The 19,218-nt window shown below is 69.8% G+C and carries 21 protein-coding genes and 1 tRNA gene; 11 read left to right on the forward strand and 11 right to left on the reverse strand.

What is annotated here, in order from left to right; all coding sequences use genetic code 11:
• Positions 1-159: 159 nt before the first annotated feature.
• On the reverse strand, positions 160-1,167 hold the full coding sequence (locus ABN401_RS15320) for a hypothetical protein (protein WP_349685736.1): 1,008 nt from the start codon (positions 1,165-1,167) through the stop codon (positions 160-162).
• Between the two features lie 150 nt (positions 1,168-1,317).
• On the opposite strand from ABN401_RS15320, the gene ABN401_RS15325 reads away from it, so the two are divergent.
• Positions 1,318-2,412, forward strand: coding sequence for an MBL fold metallo-hydrolase (locus ABN401_RS15325; RefSeq protein WP_349685737.1), 1,095 nt, complete (start codon positions 1,318-1,320; stop codon positions 2,410-2,412).
• On the forward strand, positions 2,409-3,176 hold the full coding sequence (locus tag ABN401_RS15330; protein WP_349685738.1) for an enoyl-CoA hydratase: 768 nt from the start codon (positions 2,409-2,411) through the stop codon (positions 3,174-3,176). Before ABN401_RS15325 ends, ABN401_RS15330 begins: the two co-directional genes overlap by 4 nt.
• 274 nt (positions 3,177-3,450) lie before the next feature.
• Here the strand turns inward: ABN401_RS15330 and ABN401_RS15335 are convergent, their stop codons facing one another.
• Complete coding sequence (locus ABN401_RS15335; protein WP_349685739.1) at positions 3,451-3,945, reverse strand: GAF domain-containing protein; 495 nt, start codon at positions 3,943-3,945, stop codon at positions 3,451-3,453.
• Between the two features lie 253 nt (positions 3,946-4,198).
• Between ABN401_RS15335 and ABN401_RS15340 the strand changes: the two genes are divergently transcribed.
• The 3 genes from ABN401_RS15340 to ABN401_RS15350 all read left to right on the forward strand — a co-directional run bounded on the left by ABN401_RS15340 (position 4,199) and on the right by ABN401_RS15350 (position 8,074).
• Complete coding sequence (locus ABN401_RS15340) at positions 4,199-5,662, forward strand: tetratricopeptide repeat protein (RefSeq protein WP_349685740.1); 1,464 nt, start codon at positions 4,199-4,201, stop codon at positions 5,660-5,662.
• A gap of 16 nt (positions 5,663-5,678) precedes the next feature.
• Positions 5,679-7,139 (forward strand): right-handed parallel beta-helix repeat-containing protein, encoded by a 1,461-nt coding sequence (locus tag ABN401_RS15345; RefSeq protein WP_349685741.1) that lies wholly within the window; start codon positions 5,679-5,681, stop codon positions 7,137-7,139.
• Between the two features lie 113 nt (positions 7,140-7,252).
• Complete coding sequence (locus ABN401_RS15350) at positions 7,253-8,074, forward strand: outer membrane protein (RefSeq protein ID WP_349685742.1); 822 nt, start codon at positions 7,253-7,255, stop codon at positions 8,072-8,074.
• 67 nt (positions 8,075-8,141) lie between these two features.
• Here the strand turns inward: ABN401_RS15350 and ABN401_RS15355 are convergent.
• Positions 8,142-8,217, reverse strand: a tRNA-Ile gene (locus ABN401_RS15355).
• A gap of 169 nt (positions 8,218-8,386) precedes the next feature.
• On the opposite strand from ABN401_RS15355, the gene ABN401_RS15360 reads away from it, so the two are divergent.
• Together ABN401_RS15360 and ABN401_RS15365 are read left to right on the forward strand one after the other, a co-directional pair.
• Positions 8,387-9,133, forward strand: a complete 747-nt coding sequence (locus tag ABN401_RS15360; protein ID WP_349685743.1) for an SIMPL domain-containing protein — start codon at positions 8,387-8,389, stop codon at positions 9,131-9,133.
• A gap of 144 nt (positions 9,134-9,277) precedes the next feature.
• Positions 9,278-9,976, forward strand: coding sequence for a pirin family protein (locus tag ABN401_RS15365; protein WP_349685744.1), 699 nt, complete (start codon positions 9,278-9,280; stop codon positions 9,974-9,976).
• A 6-nt stretch (positions 9,977-9,982) separates the two neighbouring features.
• On the opposite strand, the gene ABN401_RS15370 is transcribed toward ABN401_RS15365, so the two are convergent.
• The 7 genes from ABN401_RS15370 to ABN401_RS15400 all read right to left on the reverse strand — a co-directional run bounded on the left by ABN401_RS15370 (position 9,983) and on the right by ABN401_RS15400 (position 13,566).
• Positions 9,983-10,435 carry a PaaI family thioesterase gene (locus tag ABN401_RS15370; RefSeq protein ID WP_349685745.1) on the reverse strand — a complete coding sequence of 151 codons (453 nt, stop codon included), beginning with the start codon at positions 10,433-10,435 and terminating at the stop codon, positions 9,983-9,985.
• A 233-nt stretch (positions 10,436-10,668) separates the two neighbouring features.
• On the reverse strand, positions 10,669-11,226 hold the full coding sequence (locus ABN401_RS15375; protein WP_349685746.1) for a DUF3035 domain-containing protein: 558 nt from the start codon (positions 11,224-11,226) through the stop codon (positions 10,669-10,671).
• A gap of 72 nt (positions 11,227-11,298) precedes the next feature.
• Positions 11,299-11,826, reverse strand: a complete 528-nt coding sequence (gene lspA / locus ABN401_RS15380) for a signal peptidase II (protein WP_349685747.1) — start codon at positions 11,824-11,826, stop codon at positions 11,299-11,301.
• Between the two features lie 102 nt (positions 11,827-11,928).
• The gene (locus ABN401_RS15385; protein ID WP_432763571.1) at positions 11,929-12,282 is read right to left on the reverse strand and encodes an endonuclease domain-containing protein; all 354 of its coding nucleotides are present in this window, start codon (positions 12,280-12,282) and stop codon (positions 11,929-11,931) included.
• A 105-nt stretch (positions 12,283-12,387) separates the two neighbouring features.
• Positions 12,388-12,693 (reverse strand): flagellar hook-basal body complex protein FliE, encoded by a 306-nt coding sequence (fliE, locus tag ABN401_RS15390; protein WP_349685749.1) that lies wholly within the window; start codon positions 12,691-12,693, stop codon positions 12,388-12,390.
• A gap of 10 nt (positions 12,694-12,703) precedes the next feature.
• Positions 12,704-13,138 (reverse strand): flagellar basal body rod protein FlgC, encoded by a 435-nt coding sequence (gene flgC, locus ABN401_RS15395; RefSeq protein ID WP_349685750.1) that lies wholly within the window; start codon positions 13,136-13,138, stop codon positions 12,704-12,706.
• Between the two features lie 11 nt (positions 13,139-13,149).
• Positions 13,150-13,566, reverse strand: coding sequence for a flagellar basal body protein (locus ABN401_RS15400; RefSeq protein ID WP_349685751.1), 417 nt, complete (start codon positions 13,564-13,566; stop codon positions 13,150-13,152).
• Positions 13,567-13,690: 124 nt separating this feature from the next.
• Here ABN401_RS15400 and ABN401_RS15405 point away from each other — a divergent pair, with 124 nt between their 5' ends.
• From ABN401_RS15405 to ABN401_RS15415, 3 genes are all read left to right on the forward strand, one after another.
• The gene (locus ABN401_RS15405) at positions 13,691-13,960 is read left to right on the forward strand and encodes a FliO/MopB family protein (RefSeq protein WP_349685752.1); all 270 of its coding nucleotides are present in this window, start codon (positions 13,691-13,693) and stop codon (positions 13,958-13,960) included.
• Between the two features lie 182 nt (positions 13,961-14,142).
• On the forward strand, positions 14,143-14,949 hold the full coding sequence (gene fliP, locus ABN401_RS15410; RefSeq protein ID WP_432763572.1) for a flagellar type III secretion system pore protein FliP: 807 nt from the start codon (positions 14,143-14,145) through the stop codon (positions 14,947-14,949).
• A gap of 118 nt (positions 14,950-15,067) precedes the next feature.
• Positions 15,068-15,346, forward strand: a complete 279-nt coding sequence (locus ABN401_RS15415) for an HU family DNA-binding protein (RefSeq protein WP_209322515.1) — start codon at positions 15,068-15,070, stop codon at positions 15,344-15,346.
• A gap of 122 nt (positions 15,347-15,468) precedes the next feature.
• On the opposite strand, the gene ABN401_RS15420 is transcribed toward ABN401_RS15415, so the two are convergent.
• On the reverse strand, positions 15,469-18,333 hold the full coding sequence (locus ABN401_RS15420) for a hypothetical protein (protein ID WP_349685753.1): 2,865 nt from the start codon (positions 18,331-18,333) through the stop codon (positions 15,469-15,471).
• Positions 18,334-18,443: 110 nt separating this feature from the next.
• On the opposite strand from ABN401_RS15420, the gene ABN401_RS15425 reads away from it, so the two are divergent.
• Positions 18,444-18,845, forward strand: coding sequence for a DUF983 domain-containing protein (locus tag ABN401_RS15425; protein WP_349685754.1), 402 nt, complete (start codon positions 18,444-18,446; stop codon positions 18,843-18,845).
• Positions 18,846-19,218 lie beyond the last annotated feature (373 nt).

Below are 19,218 nucleotides of genomic sequence, written 5' to 3' on the forward strand. Positions count from 1 at the left end.
GACTCTGAGGCTGGATACGGTGGTCGGATGGGTTCGTTACCGAGCCTAGGCGCGGCCGGGTTCGGCCGCCACCCGGCGGGTGTCACGGCTTGGTGATCGCGAAAACGGCCCCCGCTTGAAAAGCGGGGGCCGTCCTTCAGGTCCGGATGTCGCCCTCGCCTATTGGGCGGGCGGGGTAGAGACCGTGCCTTCCGGGAGAGGCGGGACCTCCGTCATGGTGCAGCCGCCGCCGATGCGCTGGGCGACCTCGCACGGATAGACCTGCTGCACGGCGAACTGGGTGTCGAAGCGCACGATGATGCCGTTGCCCGCCGCGCACTTGGCCTCGAAGAAGCTGCCGTTTGCGTTCGCCCCCATGTAGCGGCCCTGGGTCGGGTCACAGGCGGCGGCCTCCGCGTTCGAGGCGAAGCGCGCCTTCAGCGTGGCGTTCTGCTCCGCCGCGGTCGAGTACCGGCAGGTGCCGTTCTGGGTGATTACCTGGGCGCAGGCGGTGACCTTCCAGCCGGTCGGCAGGCGCTCGATCCAGGCCCCGTCCACGCCGCTGCAGCCGACCTCATAGATCAGATTCTCCTCGCGCGACTTGCCGATCGAGGCGCCCTGATCGACCGGGCAGGTCACCCCGGCCTCGGCGGCGTAGGCGCTGACGACCCGCAGCACGTCGGTGTTCTGGGGGATCAGGCATTGGGTGCCGACGTCGGCGGCCGGGTCGCGAGCGCGCTCGATGTCGGCCTGGCCGGCCAGCAGCACGCAGTCCACGGCGCGCGGCGGGGTCGATCCGATCAGGATATAACCCGGGCCCGTGGCGCAGGCGGCCTCATAGGTCAGCTCCTGCTCGGCGGTCTGGCCCAGCAGATTGGCCTGGGTCACCTGACAGGTCGTGCCCGCGGCCGTGGCCATGGTCTGGGCGGCGGCGGCGATTTCCTCCGGCGTCGGCGGGGCGGGCTGGCTGTTGCGGTTGCGTCGGTTGTTGCCGGACTGCTCGGTCTGTTCGCCCTCCTGCCCCTCCTGGGCCTCGGCGTCCTGTTCGGCGGCGTTGCGGGCCAGCGCGCGCTGCGTCCGGGTCTGGCCCGCCTCGGCCTCCCCGCTCGCGGCGAAGACGGCACCGCCGGACATCAGGTTCAGGCACAGGGCCGCCATGGACACGGCGGCGAGAGGGGACTTGGACACGAGGGAGGCTCCTGGACGCTGATCGAGGGTATGGGCGTTTCGCACCAGCCTTGGCGACCGCTCGGGACCAGGTCAAGACCATGACGCGGCGGAAACTGGACGGCCCGCGCGTCTGTCGCTAGGGTCAGCCCGTTGCGATTGGAGACGGACTTGGCCGACGGCCCCCTCATCACCGACGGTTCCACCGAGATCGCCGAACCGTCGCGCGGCCTGACCTATCCCCTGGGCGCGCCCCCCGCCCCGGGCGAGGCGGTGCAAGCGGCGCCCGGCGTGCTGTGGATGCGGCTGCCCCTGCCGATGGCGCTGAACCACGTCAATGTCTACGCCATCGCCGACGGCGACGGCTGGGTCGTGATCGACACCGGCCTTCGCACGCCCGACTCGGTCACCGCATGGGAGGCGGCCTTGGCGGGCCCTCTGGGCGGACGTCCCGTCACCCGGGTGATCTGCACCCACATGCACCCCGACCACATCGGCCTGGCGGGCTGGCTGTGCGAGCGATTCGAGGCGCCCCTGCTGATGTCGCGGCTGGAATACGTCACCGGCCGGATGCTGGTCGCCGACACCGGACCCGCCCCCGAGAGCGGCGCGACCTTCTTCCGCGCGGCGGGATGGGAGGCCGAGCGCATCGATCGCTGGCGCGCCTCCTACGGTATGTTCTCCAAGGGGGTCGCCCCCCTGCCGCCCAGCTATCTGCGGGTCAGCGCCGGCGACACCCTGTCGATCGGCGGCGAGGACTGGAGCGTCGTCGTCGGCGACGGCCACAGCCCAGAGCACATCTGCCTGTGGCGGCGATCGGACGGCGTCCTGCTGTCGGGGGATCAGATCCTGCCGCGCATCTCGTCCAACATCTCGGTCTGGCCGACCGAGCCGATGGCCGATCCCCTGGGCGACTGGCTGACGTCGCTGGACCGGCTGGAGGCCACCCTGCCCGCCGACACCTTCTGCCTGCCCGGACACGGCGAGCCCTTCACCGGCGTCCTGCCCCGCATCGAGGCCCTGCGGCGGGGCCACGCCACCTCGCTGAAACGACTGGAGCGCACGCTCCACACGCCCCGCCGCGCCGTCGATGTGTTCGGCTCCCTGTTCGCCCGGCCGGTCGGCGACGGCCTCTACGGCATGGCCACCGGCGAGGCGATCGCCCACCTGAACCACCTGGAGGCCCGGGGCCGGGCCCGCCGCGCGCGCGACGCCCACGGCGTCGACTGGTGGACCGCGACATCATCCGAGGAGAGCCCCGCTTGACCGACCCCGTCCTGACCCAGTTCGCCGACGGCGTCCTGACCGTCACCCTGAACCGGCCCGAGAAGAAGAACGCCATCACCCAGGCCATGTACGCCGTCCTGGCCGAGGCGACCGAGCGGGCGCGGACCGACGACGCCGTCCGGGCCCTGCTGTTCCGCGCGGAGGGCGACAGCTTCTCGGCCGGCAACGACATCGCCGACTTCATCGCCATCGGCTCCTCGGGCGGGAGCCAGGTGGTCGACGCGCCGGTGTTCCGCTTCCTCAAGGCCCTGGCCGATCTGGACAAGCCGGCGGTCGCCGCCGTGCGCGGCCGGGCGGTGGGGATCGGCCTGACGCTGCTGCTGCATTGCGACCTGGTGGTGGTGGCCGAGGACGCCCTGCTGTCGGCCCCCTTCATCAACCTGGCCCTGGCCCCCGAGGCGGCTTCGTCGATGCTGCTGCCGATGGTCGTCGGCCATCAGCGCGCGTTCGAGATTTTCGCTCTGGGCGAGCCGATCGACGGCCGCACCGCCCTCGCCTGGGGCCTGGCCAACCGCGCCGTCCCGGCCGCCGAGGTCGACGCGACGGCCGTCGCCCTCGCGGTCAAGGTCGCCGCCCGCGCGCCGAACTCGATCCGCAAGACCAAGCGGCTGATGCGCGACGCCGAGAGCCTGTGGGCCCTGATGCAGCGCGAGGGCGAGGCCTTCGGCTCCCAGATGTCCAGCCCCGAGGCCATGGAGGCCTTCATGGCCTTCACCCAGAAGCGCGCCCCGGTTTTCGGCTGAGTGGACTTTGGCGGAGCGGAAGAAAGGGGTTGATCACAGCGAGCACAGCGAAGGCACGACGGACACGGCGGGACCGAGTTCGCAGTTCCGACATCGATCGGTCCCGTAGAGACCGGAGATCCGTAGAAGGCTGGCGGCGAAGCCGCCCTTCATCGCGTGGCAATCTCGGAAATGGCCGGTCGACGTCTTCCCCGTTCGCTCGGTCCCGCCGTGTCCGTCGTGCCTTCGCTGTGCTCGCTGTGATGAACCTCTTGCGCCCGCAGGACGGCTCCCTCTAGGCGGCGAACACCTTGCCCATCAGCCGCTCCAGCGCCTCGGCGTCCACTGCGTCGAACGCCGACTTTCGTGTCGCGTCGACGTCGAACACGGCGATCAGGGCGCCCGAGCCGTCGAACACCGGCACCACGATCTCGCTCTCGGAGCGGCCGTCACAGGCGATGTGGCCGGGAAAGGCGTGGACGTCCTCCACGATCTGCGTCCGCCCCGTCTCGGCCGCCGTCCCACAGACGCCCCTCCCGAACGCGATCCTCAGACAGCCCAGCGTCCCCTGATAGGGCCCGACCACCAGCTCGCGCTCGCGGGTCGGGTCGACGACATAGAAGCCGGTCCAGAAATAGTCCTCGAAGGCATCGGCCAGCATCGAGGCGACGGTGGCCATCCGGGCCGTCCGGTCCGGCTCTCCGTCCAGAACGGCCAGGATCTCGGCCTCGACCTCGGCATAGCGTTCGGCCTTGTCGGCGGGGCGGTCGGCGCGGGCGAGATAGGACATTGAACGGCTTTTCGAGAGGCTGTGCAGGACGCGCCACATAGGGTCGCTCCGCTCCAAACGCCACACCGCCACTCGCCCCATGGGCGTAAACCCCTGATTTCTGTGGACGAAGCTTGGCCAGGCCCGATTGCGGCCAACATGCGGCAACGCTTTGTCGTCAAACGGCGTTAACCATGATCGGAAGTTCACTGGACCCGAACCCCGGTTTGGGAAATGGTTAACGCCGGGGCGCGGAAACAGAGTGGGGATGGGTATGCGAGACCGCGAGGCCACGACAGACGACCGTCCGCGCCGTTCGCGCGGGGCCCTCGCCGTGGTGGGCACGATCGCCGTCCTGGCCATGCTCGCCGGTTCGGTCGCCAGCTGCAGCGACCCCAACCTGGCCTTCTGGCGGCGCGGAGACGCGTCCGCCGCCAACGCCTGCCCGCGCCCGCAATCGGTGACCGGCTCGGAGTTCAACGCCCAGGAAGCCGGCCTGCGCCAGCTGCGACGCGCGGCCTTCCGCGGGGACTTCTTCGCCCAGCTTGAACTCGGCACCCGCTACGCGGCGGTCAGGGCCACCGACAAGAACATCGAGGACCCGATCGAGAGCGCGGTCTGGACCGGCCTCGCCCTGGCCAACGACGAGGGCTTCGCGCCGATCAACCGCGTCGACCGGGGCGGCTTCGGCGGCTGGCGTCCGGTCTCGCGCTATGACGACTGCCGCGCCTGGGAACGCCATATCGCCTATCAGCGTCTGGACGGTCAGCTGTCGCGCATGACGATGGAGGAGCAGGGCGAGGTCCGGAACCGGATGATCTACGTCCTGTCGACCCAGGACGCCGACGGCTTCCGCACCCTGGCCCGGCTGCACGACGCCCTCTACGGCCCCTTCGGCGAGCCGTCTGACAATCGAGAGGCGCGCGAGGCCGTGGGCCGCGGCCCGAACGGCCAGGTCGACCGCCGTCGCGCCGGTTTCTATTCCGCCGTCAGCCTGTTCCCACGGAACGACGTCGACGCCTATCTCTACAACTATCTGGCGGTCCAGACGGGCGACGTCGGGGCCTATGTCCTGCTCAAGGACTTCGAGCGTTCGACGCCGGCCCGCTCGCGCTACGGCGCCTTCGTCGAGGCCAAGGCGCGCCAGTGGGTGCCGCCCTATGAATTCTACCCCAACGAGGCCCCGGCCTCGGGCGTGCCCTTCTCGGACGAGAGCCGCCCGCGCGGCGACGCCTATGAATACGCGCTCGGCCGCATGACCGAACTGCCCTTCGTCCACGTCGGCCGGGCGCTGCGCTACCTCGGCGTGACCGAGACGGTGGCCGAGCGCGCGAATGACCTGTCGGCCCGCCAGATCCAGACGCTGGAGGCCATGCTGGGGCACGACATGGAGTCGCACCTCTCCTATGTGGAGATGGTCCGCGCCGTCCAGCTGGCGGCGGTCAACGGCTCCTCGGAGGCCCAGCTGGTCCTGGCGGTCATGTATTCCGAGGGCATCGGCGTGCCGCCCGACTATGCCCGCGCCTTCCACTGGTATTCCCAGGCCGACCGGCAGGGATCGCCCGAAGCCAAGTTCGCCATGTCCACCTATTTCGCCCTCGGCGTCGCCGGGGTGGCCGATCAGGACAAGGCCGAGGCGGTGGCGCTGCGCATCGATTCGGCGCTGGCGGGCTTCGGCCCCTCCGCGTCTCGCCTGCAGGCGGTCCTCGCCCAGGTTTCCCGTTCCCAGCGTCGCTGAAGGAGGAGATGATCCGATGAAGACGTTCGCCGTCGCCGCCTCCGCCCTGATCGCCCTCGCCGGTCTCGCGGTCGCGACCCCCGACGCCCAGGCCCAGACCGCCGCCCGGGTCGAGAGCCAGACCCGTCCCAACTTCGGCCTGCTGCTGGACCCGCCCGCGCGCCAGAGCCGGCCGCGCCAGAACCGGCGCTGGTCCTATGGCAATCATCGTCCCGACTGGCGTCCCGGCTACGCCCCGCCCCCGGTCCACTATCCGGCGGGCCAGGAGGAGATCGTCCTGGTCGACTGCGGCGGCAACCCGGGCACCGGCGCGGTCGAGGCGGCGGTCCAGCGGGTCCGCCCCGGAGGCACCCTGGTGATCCGGGCGCGGGCCGGGGCCTGCGTCGGCTGGCTCAACATCGACAAGCCCATGACCATCATCGGCGAGGGCGGCTTCGACCCGCGTCGCTGGAACCAGAACCCCGCGCCCACCCTCCAGGCCCCCGACGGCCTGCCCTGCATCACGGTGGCGCAAGGCGTGCGGCTGGAGCTGCGCGACGTCGTCCTGGCCTCGCCCAACGGCGGAGACGCCGCCTGCGTCGTCGGCTACGGCGCGGACATCGTCATGAACCGCGTCGGCTTCCGCCACGTCGGCGACGAGGCGGCGATCTACGCCGACGGCGGCACGGTCGATCTGCGCGACACCGTCATCGACGCCCAGACCGTCGCGCCCGCCATCGTCGCCGACGGCGCGACCCTGACGGCGTGGGAGACGGTCGTGACCGGGGCCCAGTCCGGCATCGACATCACCCCCGGATCGGGCGAGCCCTCGCGGCTGGATTCCGTCACCCTGTCCGGCGTCGAGACCCCCAACAATTTCGGTCCCCGCGCCATCGGCCTGCTGGTCCGCTCGCGCCGAGACTATGGCCGGGTCGAGGTCACCAACAGCCGCATCTGCGGCTACAGTGAGGGCGTCGCCGTCGAAGGCGCCTCGGTCTCCATCGAGGGGTCGCGGATCTGCCGCTCGGACAAGGGGCTGGTGCTCTACAACGGCGAGCTGACCCTGCTGGACAGCCGCGTTCGGGCCCGGACCATCGGCCTGGCGGCCGTGTCCGGCCTGGCGGTGGTCAGGAACAACAGCTTCGTCGGCGTGCTGGACGTCTTCTATCGCGAGTACCGCGCCAACATCGACGCGTCGGGCAACCGCGTCTGGTCCGACGGCCCCCTGTGCCGCCCGACCTATCGCCCCCGCTACCGCGACCGCTACGAGCCTCAGTGGACCCAACGTCCGGACCAGGGATGGGTCTGTGAATACTCCCCCTATCCCCGCGACTGGTGGGACGAGATGGATGGCGCCTACGGCGACCCCTACGACGACTTTTCGTACCAGCCGGACAACTACGGTCGCTTCCAGCAGGGCTATGGCTGGTACGACAGCTCGGGCCGCTACATCGAGTCCGACCGGCACCAGGGCGAGGCCCGCTGGCGTAACCGCTAGGCCACAGTCCGGCGTTTCGCGGGCGGTGTCCGGGCACCGATGCGTCCAAATCCGGGCTCGCGCGTAGTTGCGCTGTCAGGCCCGGAAAGCGGCCGCCTCAGGAACGATAGACCATGACCAAGACCTTCGCCGCCGTCAGCGCGGCCGCCCTCGCCCTCGTCGCCATGCCCGCCGCCGCCCAGGACTGGCAGGGCGGCTATGTCGGCATCGCCGGCGGATATGCCATGGTCGACGACGAAGAGTCGGAGACCACCCCCTTCGACACCGACCTGAACGGCACCTTCGGCGACACGGTCCGCACCACGACGGGCGCCGACGCCTTCAGCCCCGGCTTCTGCGGCGGCGCGCCCAACAGCAACAATGCCGCCGCCGGGTGTCAGGACGACGACGACGGCCAGGGCGAGATCTCCTTCCGCGCCGGCTATGACTGGCAGTCGGGTCCGATCGTGTTCGGCGTGGTCGGCGAGTTCACCATGAGCGACGCCTCGGACACGGTGACGGCCTTCAGCATCACGCCGGCCCAGTATTCGTTCGAGCGGTCGCTGGACTACATGACCGCCGTGCGCGGCCGGGTCGGCTACGACATGGGCCGCTTCCTGCCCTACGTCACCGCCGGCGGCGTCTATGCCCGCCTCGAGAACCAGTACAACACCTCAAACGGCGTCAACACCTTCACGCCCACCAGCAACGGCGTCGAGAACACCGGCTTCCAGCTCGGCGGCGGCGTCGAGGCCCAGGTGACCCAGGTCCTGCGGCTGGGCGTCGAATACCTCTACACCAGCATCGAGGACGATTCGGACTTCACCGTCCGCGTCGCCGGCGGACCGGCGACCAGCCCCTTCCTGACCGGCAATGCGAGCGGCACCGACCAGCGTCGCTCGGGTTCGGATTTCGACACCCACGCCTTCCGCGTGACGGCCTCCTTCGCCTTCTGATCCCCCTCTTCTCCAGAGAGAGCCTCGGCCCGGCCTGTTCGCAGGTCGGGCCTTTTCTTTACGGAGGTGGTAGGCCCGGCAGGACTCGAACCTGCAACCAGACCGTTATGAGCGGTCGGCTCTAACCATTGAGCTACGGGCCCCCGGGGGATGGCTTCGCCTAGCAGCACCTTACCGCGATGTCACCGCGATGAACGAAGCCTGCAAGCGGAGCCGTGCGGCGGTTCAGGCGTTCCCGTGCAAGGATCCGTCACGGCCGCGCGGGAGACAGCGGCCGTCGCACGCGCTCGTCTCCGAAAAAAGGCTGTGTCCATGACCCGAACCCTTCCTGCCCTGATGCTGGGGGCCGCCCTGGTCGCACTGTCCGCGCCGGCCGCCCTCGCCCAGTCGGCGCCGACCCCGCCGATGCAGGTGCATGCCATGGCCGCCCAGCCGGCCCTGAACCTCTCGGCCCACGGTGAGGTCAAGGTGGCGCCCGACATGGCCACGATCACCTTCGGCGTCACCACCGAGGCCCCGACCGCGCGGGCCGCCATGGCCGACAACGCCAACCGCATGGCCGAGGTCTTCGCCGCCCTGGGACGGGCCGGCATCGACGAGCGCGACATCCAGACCTCGGGCCTGAACCTGTCGGCTCAGTACGACTATGTGAACAACCAGCCGCCCCGGCTGAGGGGCTATCAGGCGTCGAACCGCGTCACCGTCAACATCATGGACCTGACCGAGGTGGGCGATGTGGCCGATGCGGTCGTGGCCGCCGGGGTCAACCAGATCGACGGCATCGGCTTCGGCCTCCAGGACCCCAAGGCCGCCGAGGACCAGGCCCGGGTGCTGGCCGTCCGCGCGCTCCAGGACAAGGCCCGCCTCTATGCCCAGGCCCTGGGCGTCGAACTGGGCAGCATCCGCTCGCTGAACGAGGGCGGCGGCTACCAGCCCGCGCCGCCCATGCCGATGCTGCAATACGCCCGCACGGAGATGGCCGACGGCGCGGCGACCCAGGTCGCGGGCGGCCAGCTGACCGTCCGCATCGACATCACCGGGACGTATGATCTGCGGTGAGGCCTACCCGTCTCCTCCCCATCGCTGCGCGACAGGGAGGAGACTTCGCATCAACCACCCACACTGTTGCAGTTTCCCGCGCCCCTCCTATATCCTGCCCTACAGCAACATCGCGGCGGGACGGCCCGCCGACGGAGAGACGACATGATCGAGGTCAGACCCTTCGACAGCCTGGGCGGCGCGGACCACGGCTGGCTCAAGGCCAAGCACCATTTCTCGTTCGCCAGCTACCATGACCCCGCCCGCATGAGCTGGGGCAATCTGCGCGTCTGGAACGACGACGAGATCGCGGCCAACTCTGGCTTTCCGCCCCACCCCCACTCGGACATGGAGATCATCACCTATGTCCGCGACGGGGCCATCACCCATGAGGACAGCCTGGGCAACAAGGGCCGCACCGAGGCCGGCGATGTTCAGGTGATGAGCGCCGGCACCGGCATCCGCCACGCCGAATACAATGTCGAGCCCGAGACGACCCGCATCTTCCAGATCTGGATCGAGCCCACCCGTCGTGGCGAAAAGCCCGCCTGGGGGGCCAAGCCTTTTCCCAAGGGCGACCGCGCCGGTCAGTTCGTGGTCCTGGCCTCCGGCTTCGAGGATGACGCCGATGCCCTGCCGATCCGCACCGACGCCCGCGTTGTGGGCGCGACGCTGAAGGCGGGCGAAAGCGCTACCTACCCTCTGGGTGCCGCCCGTCGTGGCTATCTGGTTCCCGCCAGGGGCGTGGTCGAGGTCAACGGCGTGACGCTGAACGCCCGCGATGGCGCGGCCATCACGGGCGAGGACACCCTGACGGTCACCGCCGTCAACGACGCCGAGATCGTCCTGGTCGACGCGGCCTGACGGCCGCTAGGCCGGGCGGTCCATCACCAGGCAGGTGGAGGTGGCGGTGGCATACAGCTTGCCGTCCAGCCCCTCGAGGCGGGCTTCCGAGAAGCCCGCCTTTCGGCCCACCTGAATGACGGTACCGATGCAGCGCACGGGAACGCCCTCGGTCAGGGCCCGGTGGAAAACCGTCTTGATCTCGAGCGTCGTATAGATCTGCCCGGCCTTCAGCATGGAATGCACGGCGCACGCGCAGGCCGAGTCCAGCACTGTCGCCATCCAGCCGCCGTGGACCGTGCCGATGGGGTTGTAGACGGCCCGGGTCGGCGTGCCCTCGAACACCGCCCGCCCCTCCTCGACCTCGACCATCCGATAGTCGAGCGTGCGCGCGATCGGGGCCATCAGCTCCTCGCCCAGGAAGGCGAGGCGAAGCTGCTCGACCCCGCTCAGGTCCGGGCGATCCAGGATGTTGGGCATGACGAAGGGCTCCAGGAAGGTGCGTCCACATTAAGGACGGACACATGGCGCGCAACCCTCACCCTACGCTCCGCTTTCCTCGGACTTGATCCGAGGATCGGACGTTCAGCAGCGGTCATGCTGAATGAAGGCACACTCGTCCGTGCCTCTGCCCAGTCGCTCGCCGTGTCCGACGTCCGATCCTCGGGTCAAGCCCGAGGATGACGGAGCGTGGGAGAACGTGGCGTCGCGCCCTACAGTCCCGGCAGCTTGAAGCCGCCGTCGCGACGCGGCTGGATCAGGATCGACTGCTGCGTCCCGGTCAGGGCCTGCAGGCGCGCGGCCTCGGTGGCGGCGTCGATGGTGACGGCGCCCTGGGCGGTCTGGGTCTGGGTCGGCCCTTGCGTCGAGGGATCGTCGCGGCGCCAGAACAGCACGCGATCGGCGAAGCTCTCTTCCTTGTGGGCCAGGTCGCCGAACTCGTCGTCGATGACATAGCGGGCCAGGGGGTCGGCCCGATCGGCGCCGGCGGCGGTGACCAGGGCGGTCTCGCCCGCCGTGCGGGTGACGGCCTGGCGCTGGCCCAGCAGGATCTGGCGAGCGGCGCTTTCCGGGGCCAGTTCCTGCGGCCGGGGCTGGCCGGGTGCCGGCGGGCGCAGGCCGTATTCCGGCGGCACGGTCAGGGGCGCGGTGGACACGGTGACGAACTCGTCCGGCACCACCTTGGTCAGGCCGATGGATTGACGCAGGCCCCCGCACGCCGTCAGGGCGACGGCGGACAGGGCGACGAGGGAAACGGTCAGCAGACGCATGGTCGGTTTCGGCTCCGGCACGGATGTTCGCGCGTTGTCGGCTTCTGGCAAGATCCAGGAAAGAGCGGGTGATTACGCCTTTTCGTGGGCCTCGCCAACGGCGGGTTTCTTCTCCGCCATCACGCTATCGAGAATCAGCAGGGCGACGCCCACGGTGATGGCGCTGTCGGCCACGTTGAACACCCAGGGAAACAGGCCCGTCTGGGAGAAGTCGACGAAGTCCACCACATAGCCGAATCGTATGCGGTCGATGACATTGCCGATCGCCCCGCCGATGACCAGGCCGATGGCCGCCACCAGCATGCGCCGCTCGGCCTTCAGCGCCCACCACGCCAGGGTGCCCGCGACCAGGATCGAGAACCCGCTCAGCGCCCAGCGCGCCTCACCCCCGCCGAACAGGCCGAAGCTGACGCCGGTGTTGCGAACCATGGTGAAGGAAAGGATGCCCGGAATGACCTCGGCGAACCGATAGCCGCCCGGGATCAGGGCCGGGTCTGACACGTCCGCCGACCCGAGGATCCAGGCCTTGGTGATCTGATCCAGGATCACGACGACGAGGGCGAACCCATAGGCCGCCCAGGCGATGCGAGGGATTTTCATGCGCTGCGGGTTAGCAGGAGGAGGGGTCACGCGCCAAGCGGTCCTTCTCCCCTTGCGGGAGAAGGTGGCCCGGAGGGCCGGATGAGGGGTGAAACTCGGTCTTCAGCTCCGAGCGGCGGCGTGGTCCAGCACGGCGTTGAACAGGATCGACGGGTTGGTCAGCACCGCCTGATTCCGGAAGCGCAGAACCGTCCAGCCGTTCTTCGTCAGCCAGGCGTCGCGCGTGGCGTCCGCTTCCAGCCGAAGGTCGTGAACCCCGCCGTCAAGCTCAACGATCAGCCTGATCGACGGGCAGGCGAAGTCGGCGATACAGGGTCCGAGCGGCATCTGTCGCCGGAACTTCAGCCCCTCCAGCCGACGATCTCGCAGCATCTTCCAGAAGATCGCCTCCGGACGCGTCGGGTCGGAGCGTCCTCTTCGAGCCGCTGCGCGCATTCTGTCCGTCGGCTTCAGCATGGCCGGAGCTTAACCGTCGAACGGCGGTGTTTCACCCCTCATCCGGCCCTCCGGGCCACCTTCTCCCGCAAGGGGAGAAGGGAACGGTTAGAGAGAAGGGAACGGTTAAATCGGCATCCGCATGATTTCCTGATAGGCCGAGATCACCTGGTCGCGCACCGCGATCACCGTCTCCAGCGAGGCCTCGGCCGCCGACACGGCGGTGACCACGTCGATCATCGAGCCCTGGCCCTGGACCGTCTGGGTCATCTGGGTCTCGGCGGCGCGCGTCGCCTGGGTCATATCGCCCATGACGTTCTGCAGCAGTTGCGAGAACTCCGGCCCACCGGCGTCGGCCACGGCGGCACCGGCACTGGCCCCGCCAACGCCCTGCGTCGCCGCATAGGCCCGGGCCGCCATCAAGGGATTCATCGGCTACGTCCTATCGCTTCAGGATATCGAGGGTGCGGCTCTCCATCGACCGCGCCGTCTCGATGACGTTCAGATTGGCCTCATAGGCGCGCTGCGCCTCGCGCATGTCCATCGCCTCGATCAGGGTGTCGACATTGGGCCGCAGGACGTATCCGTCCGCGTCCGCCGCCGGATGTGAGGGGTCATAGTCCCTGCGGAACTCGCGCTGGTCGGGCCGCACCTCGGCCAGCGAGACGCCCATGGCCCCGTCCAGCCTGCGCGCCTCGAACACCGGCACCTGCCGACGATAGGGTTCGCCGCCCGCCGTGCGCGCCGTCGATTCGGCATTGGCGATGTTCTCGGCGATGATCCGCATGCGCGATTGCTGGGCCGTGAGGGCCGAGGCCGCCACCTGCATGGCGCTGTTCCGCGGCGCGCCACCTCTGCCGTTGATCGGATCAGGCATCTATCGGCTCCTCATCGGCCCGGCGGCTTGGCCGCCAGGCGCAGCATGGACATCGACTTCTGGTACAGGCCGATGGCGGCGTCATAGGCCATGCGACTCTCGGCCATCTTCAGCATCTGCTCCTCGACCACCACGGCGTTGCCATCCAGCGTGGTTTCCGAATCAGGCGACGCCTCGGATGTGAACCGCGCCACCGGGGCTCCGTTGGGTCCGCCGACCGGCATGTGGCCCGGCCGCGTCTGGGCCATCCTCAGCCCCCCGCCGGCCCGCATCGCCGCGGCGAAGTCGGCGGGCATGGCCAGGTCGCGCCCGACGTAGCCGGGCGTGTCGGAGTTGGCCACGTTCTGCGCGATCATGCGCTGGCGCTCGTCCAGCCAGGACAGACGGCCCTTGATCTGGCCCAGCAGCGGCAGGTCGGCGATGCCCATCGGGATCGTCCCAGGTTGCGGATAGGCAGAAAATGCCCTGCGCGTGGTTAACGAGGCCTTATCTAAACGCGGCGTTAACCCTGATCCTTAAGGCTCCGGTCAGTTTCCGCAGGCCCTTTCGCGCATGAACTTCCTCGATCTCGCCCGGGCGATCTTCGGCCTGGCCTTCACCCTGGGACTGATCGGCTTGGCCGCCTGGGCCGCCCGCCGCTACGCCCCCCAGCTCATGGCCCGCCTCAACGCCGAGCGCGGCGAGCGCCGCATGAAGGTGGTCGAGACCCTCGTCCTCGACCCCGCCCGCCGCCTGGTCCTGGTCCAGATCGACGACGAGGAGCGCGTCATCCTGCTGGGCGAGGGCAAGGAACTGATCGAGCCCAAGGGGATCTCCAAATGAGACCCCTCTCCCCTTGTGGGAGAGGGCTTGAGCGCCCGAGAGCGTCAGCGATCGGACTTGCGCGAAAGGGTGAGGGGTATACTTCCGCGCACTCCGCACCGCCCCCCTCACCCGCCCGCGCCAGAACGACGGCCAAGCGGCCGTCGTGCGCGGCCTCCCTCTCCCACGAGGGGAGAGGGGTCCTGTGTGTCCCCACCCGCGCCGAACTCTCCCGTGCGCTGAAGCTTTCCGCCCTCGTCACCCTGCTCTGCCTCGCCTGGCCGCTTGCCGCCCTGGCCCAGGACGCGGCCGCCGCCGGCGCGACCGGATCGGCAATCAACATCGATCTCGGCACCGGGGCCGGCCTGACCGAGCGGGTGGTCCAGCTGGTCGGTCTGATGACCGTCCTGTCGCTGGCTCCGTCCATCGTCATCATGACCACCAGCTTCGTGCGGATCATCGTGGTGCTGTCCCTCCTGCGCACCGCGCTGGGCATGCAGCAGTCTCCGCCGAACGCCGTTCTGGTGTCTCTGGCCCTGTTCCTCAGCGCCATCGTCATGGCCCCGACCTGGCAGGACGCCTATGATTCGGGCATCCGTCCCCTGATGGATCAGCAGATGGAATTGCCCCAGGCGTTCGATCTGGCGTCGGAACCTGTGAAAGATTTCATGCTGGCCCAGGTGGACCAGGGCGACCTCAACCTGTTCACCCGCCTCAGCCGCCTGGAGACCTCCACCACGGCCGACGAACTGCCGCTCCGGGTCATCGTTCCCAGCTTCATGATCTCGGAGCTTAAGCGCGCCTTCGAAATCGGATTTCTCCTTTTCGTTCCGTTCCTTGTGATCGATCTGGTGGTCGCCAGCGTGCTCATGTCGATGGGCATGATGATGCTGCCTCCGGTGGTGATCTCCCTGCCGTTCAAGCTGATCTTCTTCGTGCTCGTGGACGGCTGGCGACTGGTCGCCGGCAGCCTGGTCGAGAGCTTCCGACAGGCTTCCGGAACCGGCTAGAACCCCGCCCTCAAAGGGTTTCAGCGGCATTCCCGCTTGCATTGTCCGACGAAAGGCGCGTTGATCCCCCCGTCATCGCTCCCGGGAATCGGGGCGAGCTTTTCGGGAAACGACCCTTATGACCACCCAAGCTGAACTCATCGCCGCCGTCGCCAAGGATGCCGGTGTCTCGCAGGCCGACGCCGGCCGCGTGCTGGAAGCCATCGTCAAGAACATCCATTCGTCGCTGATCGGCGGCGGCGACGTGCGCATCTCGAACCTGGGCGTGTTCGACACCGCCGCCCGCGCCGCCCGCGAAGGTCGCAACCCCGCCACCGGCGCGACCATCAAGATCGCCGCCTCCAAGGCCGTGCGCTTCCGCGTCTCCAAGCCGCTGAAAGACGCCGTCAACAAGTAAGAGACAAATCCTCCCCCTCTGGGGGAGGTGGCGCGGCGCGCTTGCGCCGTGACGGAGGGGGCAAGCCGCGCCTTCGGTGTTTGGGGTCGAACCCCCTCCACCGCTTCGCGGTCCCCCTCCCCCTACGGGGGAGGATTGCCCCCCGTCCGCTCTCTCAATTGCGTCTTCATCTGCGCGACCCAGCCGGCGAAGGTATCCGCCGAGGCGGTCAGCCCGCCGAAGTCCCGGGCGCTCGCGACGCCCCCCATTCCGTCCAGTCCGTCCAGCGCGATCCGCATCGCCGCCCCAGAGCGCGCATTGGCCAGGAATGGCCGATAGTTCGCCGACAGCCGCCCCAGCGCGCCCGCGTCCCTCGCCAGCGAGTATCCGACGCCCGCCCGGATCACCCGGCTCTCCTCGTCCGGCGTCAGGGCGGTGGCCGTGTCGGCGTGCCTCTGGCCCAGCCGCCCTTCGTACAGCGCCGCCGCATCGCCCCACTTCTCCTGCTTCCAGAAGATGTCGGCGCGCACCGCCTGGGCCTCCGGACTACGGTCGTCGGCCAGGGTCTCCAGCGCGTGGTCGTGGCGCCCCAGTTCCATCAGCGCCCTCGCCTCCAGCGCCCGCCGCTCGGCGTTCAGCGCGCTGGGCAGCAGGGTGGTGCGCGAGCTCCAGATCGCCTGCAGCGCCGGCTCGGGCTGACGGTCCATCAGCAGCACGGTCGCCAGGGTCGTCGCCACCTGGGCCTTGGCCACCCCCTCCAGCCGATTGTCGACCTGGTATTTCAGCAGCTCCGCCGCCTGGTCCAGCAGGTCGACGTCCACCAGCCGGCGCGCCAGTCGCCGCACCATCTCGTCGCCGTCCGCCCCCACCGGCGTCAGGTCGCGGAAGTCGTAGAACAGCGCCAGCGCCTGCACCGGCTGCAGTCCGTCCGCCGCCCCGTCCAGGAACAGCGCCTTGAACGCCTCGGTCAGATCGGCCTGCAGCTCGACCGCGCCCGGCAGGTTCGCCAGCCGGTTGCCCGCCCGCTTCAGCGTGTCCATCGCCTCGCGGTATCGCCCCTGCGACAGATACAGGTCCCCCAGCGTCCGGATCACCGACAGCTCGGTCGCGTCGCCGCGCCAGCGCCACTTCAACTGCTCCAGCTGGCCCGCGGCCACGTCCGCCGTCATCGTCCCCTTGGCCATCTCGATCTTGATGACGCCCAGCTTGGCGGGCGTCGCGATCCCGTCCAGCGGGGCCCGGGCGATCGCCTTGTAGACCGCCAGCGCCCGCTCGCTCTGGCCGTCGATCTCGAACAGCCGCGCCTGCACCAGCCGCGCCGTCAGCTGGTCCGCCGCCGGGGCCTCCTGCGAAAAGCTGTAGGCCAGCAGCGCCCGCGCCGCCGTCAGGTCGCCAGTCTCCAGCGCCGCCATCGCATGGGCCGCCCCGAACCGCGCCCGCCACTCGGCCGGAAACTTGTCGATCGCCTCGGCCCCGCCGGCGAAGGCCAGCCGCGCCCCGGCCCAGTCGCCCTGCTCGGCCGCCAGATACCCTTGCCAGACCTTGGTCGCCGGATCTCCCGCCAGCGCCCCGGAGGCAAAATCCAGCGTCGCCTCCTCGACCCGCCCGATCGAGGCCCGCGCCGCGCCGCGCAGCCCCCTCAGCTCCGGCTCGCCCTGCAGGGAGGGAATTTGCGTGAACATGGCGTTGACGACGCCGACCGCCTCGTACCCCAACCCCGACCCGACCAGGAACCGCACATAGGCCAGCCGCGCCGCGATCGGCGCGCGCGGATTGTCCGAGGCCGCGATACTCTCCTCGGCCGCCGCGTCCTGCAGCCTGCGGTGCCGCGCGGTGAAGCCCTCGTCGCCCACCCCGGCCCATTCGGCCAGGATCAGGGCCGGATGCTCGGCCTTCCTCGGCGTCTCGGCCTCGACCGGCGCCGCCGCCTCCAGCGCCATCGACGGCGGCGACAGCGTCAGGCCACCCGGCCGCCCCAGGGTCACCAGATCGCCCTCGGCCCGGATCGACAGGTCGTCCGTCGGCGTCTCGACCGCCAGGCCGTGCGCCGTGGGCAACAGCGTCAGGTCCACGGTCCTGCGCCGGTCGCCGAACCCCTTGCCGGGGGCCAGGGCCGTCACCGCCGCGAAACGGTCGCCGACCATCGGATCGGTCAGCCACACGGTCTTGGTCGCCCCGGCCATCTGCGCCACCAGGGTCGTCGCGCCCGCGTCCTCGCGGTCCACCGTCACGCCCGACGCCGAGCCCGGCGGCCCGCCCAGGGTCACGCTCCACGTCGCGCCCTGCCCGCTCGCCGTGACCGCCAGCCCTTCGGGCGCGGCGATCCTGAGGGCGGTATAGTCCGGCCCCGTCGCCCATCGCGCGTCGGTGGCGGGGCCCAGGTCCCGCGCCCGGCTCATGTCCATGCGCGCGGCCGTGTCGAACACGATCCACACCGCCTCGCCCCGGCGGAACACCGCCGCCCCCACCGGCGCGCCCCAGGTGAAGTCCAGGGTGACGCGGTCCTGCGCCGTCGTCGCCACCACCGGCACCGCCCCGCCGGCCGGCACGGCGCTCGCGGTCGTCTGCGGGGTCGCCGCTCCGGCCGGATAGAGGTTCAGCCACACCGCCCCGTCGGCCATGCCGGACCGGGCGTCCGCGCCCTCGGCCAGGGTCACGACCAGTTCGGTGGCGTCCATCGCCGCGCGGGTCTCGACCTTCTCCACCCCCGGCGGCGGGTCGACCTTCAGGCGGCTGACGTCCGGCGCGGCGGTGGAGCCGATGCGCACGATGACCGCCTGGCCTTCGCGGCGGATGCGAGATCGCGACCCCACCACGCCGGCGAACTCGATGCGGGTGAAGCCGTCGTTGGCTCCGACGCGGATGGTGACGGGGTCCAGCGCGGCGCCGACTTCCTGCGCCAGCACCGGTCCGACGGCCGCCAGCACGGGGGCGAGCGCGATCGTCCCCGCGACGCCCAGCGCCGTCGAGGTCCGTCCCATCGCGGTCCTGGAGCGCGCGCCGGCCATATCGATCCCTGTTTGCCGGATCGCCCTTTCGACGCGGTTAACGGGATGTGACCGAACGCCCCTTGAAGCGTTGTGCCGTAAGGCCGAGACCCGTGCCGTCAGGAGCCCGCATGACCTCGCCGCACACCCCCGAATGGCCCCGCCTGTCGACCCTGTCGACCGGCCTTCGTTGCCGCTGTCCCCGCTGCGGCCAGGGCCCATTGCTCAAGGGCTTCCTGACCATCCGCGACCGCTGCCCGGTGTGCGACCTGGACTATGGCTTCGCAGAGCCCGCCGACGGCCCCGCCTTCTTCGCCATGAGCGCGATCGGCGTCCTGGGCATGCTGGCCTTCATGGCCTTCGAGTTCACGGTCCAGCCCCCCATCTGGGTCCACTTCGCCGTGACCTTCCCCCTGATCGCGGCCGCCTGCGTCCTGGTGCTCCGCCCCTTCAAGGGCTGGCTGGTCTCCGAACAATGGATCCACAGGGCCGCGCCGCCCGAATGGGAAAGCGTCGGCAAGCACGGGGATTAGGGACGGGACCGGTCGGCCGGAAGGGTTTCATCACAGCGAGCACAGCGGGTTGACAACGGACACGACGACACCGAACGGACGGACAGGTCGCCGACCGCTCACCCCCGATAGCCCAGCAAGGAAGCGCGGCTCCGCCGCCAAACCTTCTGGCCCCCGCTCCCACCGGGACCGATCGGCGCTGCGGACGCGCGCGCGGTCCCGTCGTGTCCGTTGTGAACCCGCTGTGCTCTCCGTGATGAAACCCTTTCGGGCCTCAAACCCCGCCCGTCCCGTCGAACGAAAATCTCAATCATCCGAACTCGCCCGGATTCCGCCAACGATTCCAACGCCCGCCCCGCTCGAAGCCCCGCGAACGCGCCCGCATTGACGCGCG

Source organism: Brevundimonas aurifodinae, from assembly GCF_040195595.1.
Lineage (GTDB): Bacteria > Pseudomonadota > Alphaproteobacteria > Caulobacterales > Caulobacteraceae > Brevundimonas > Brevundimonas aurifodinae.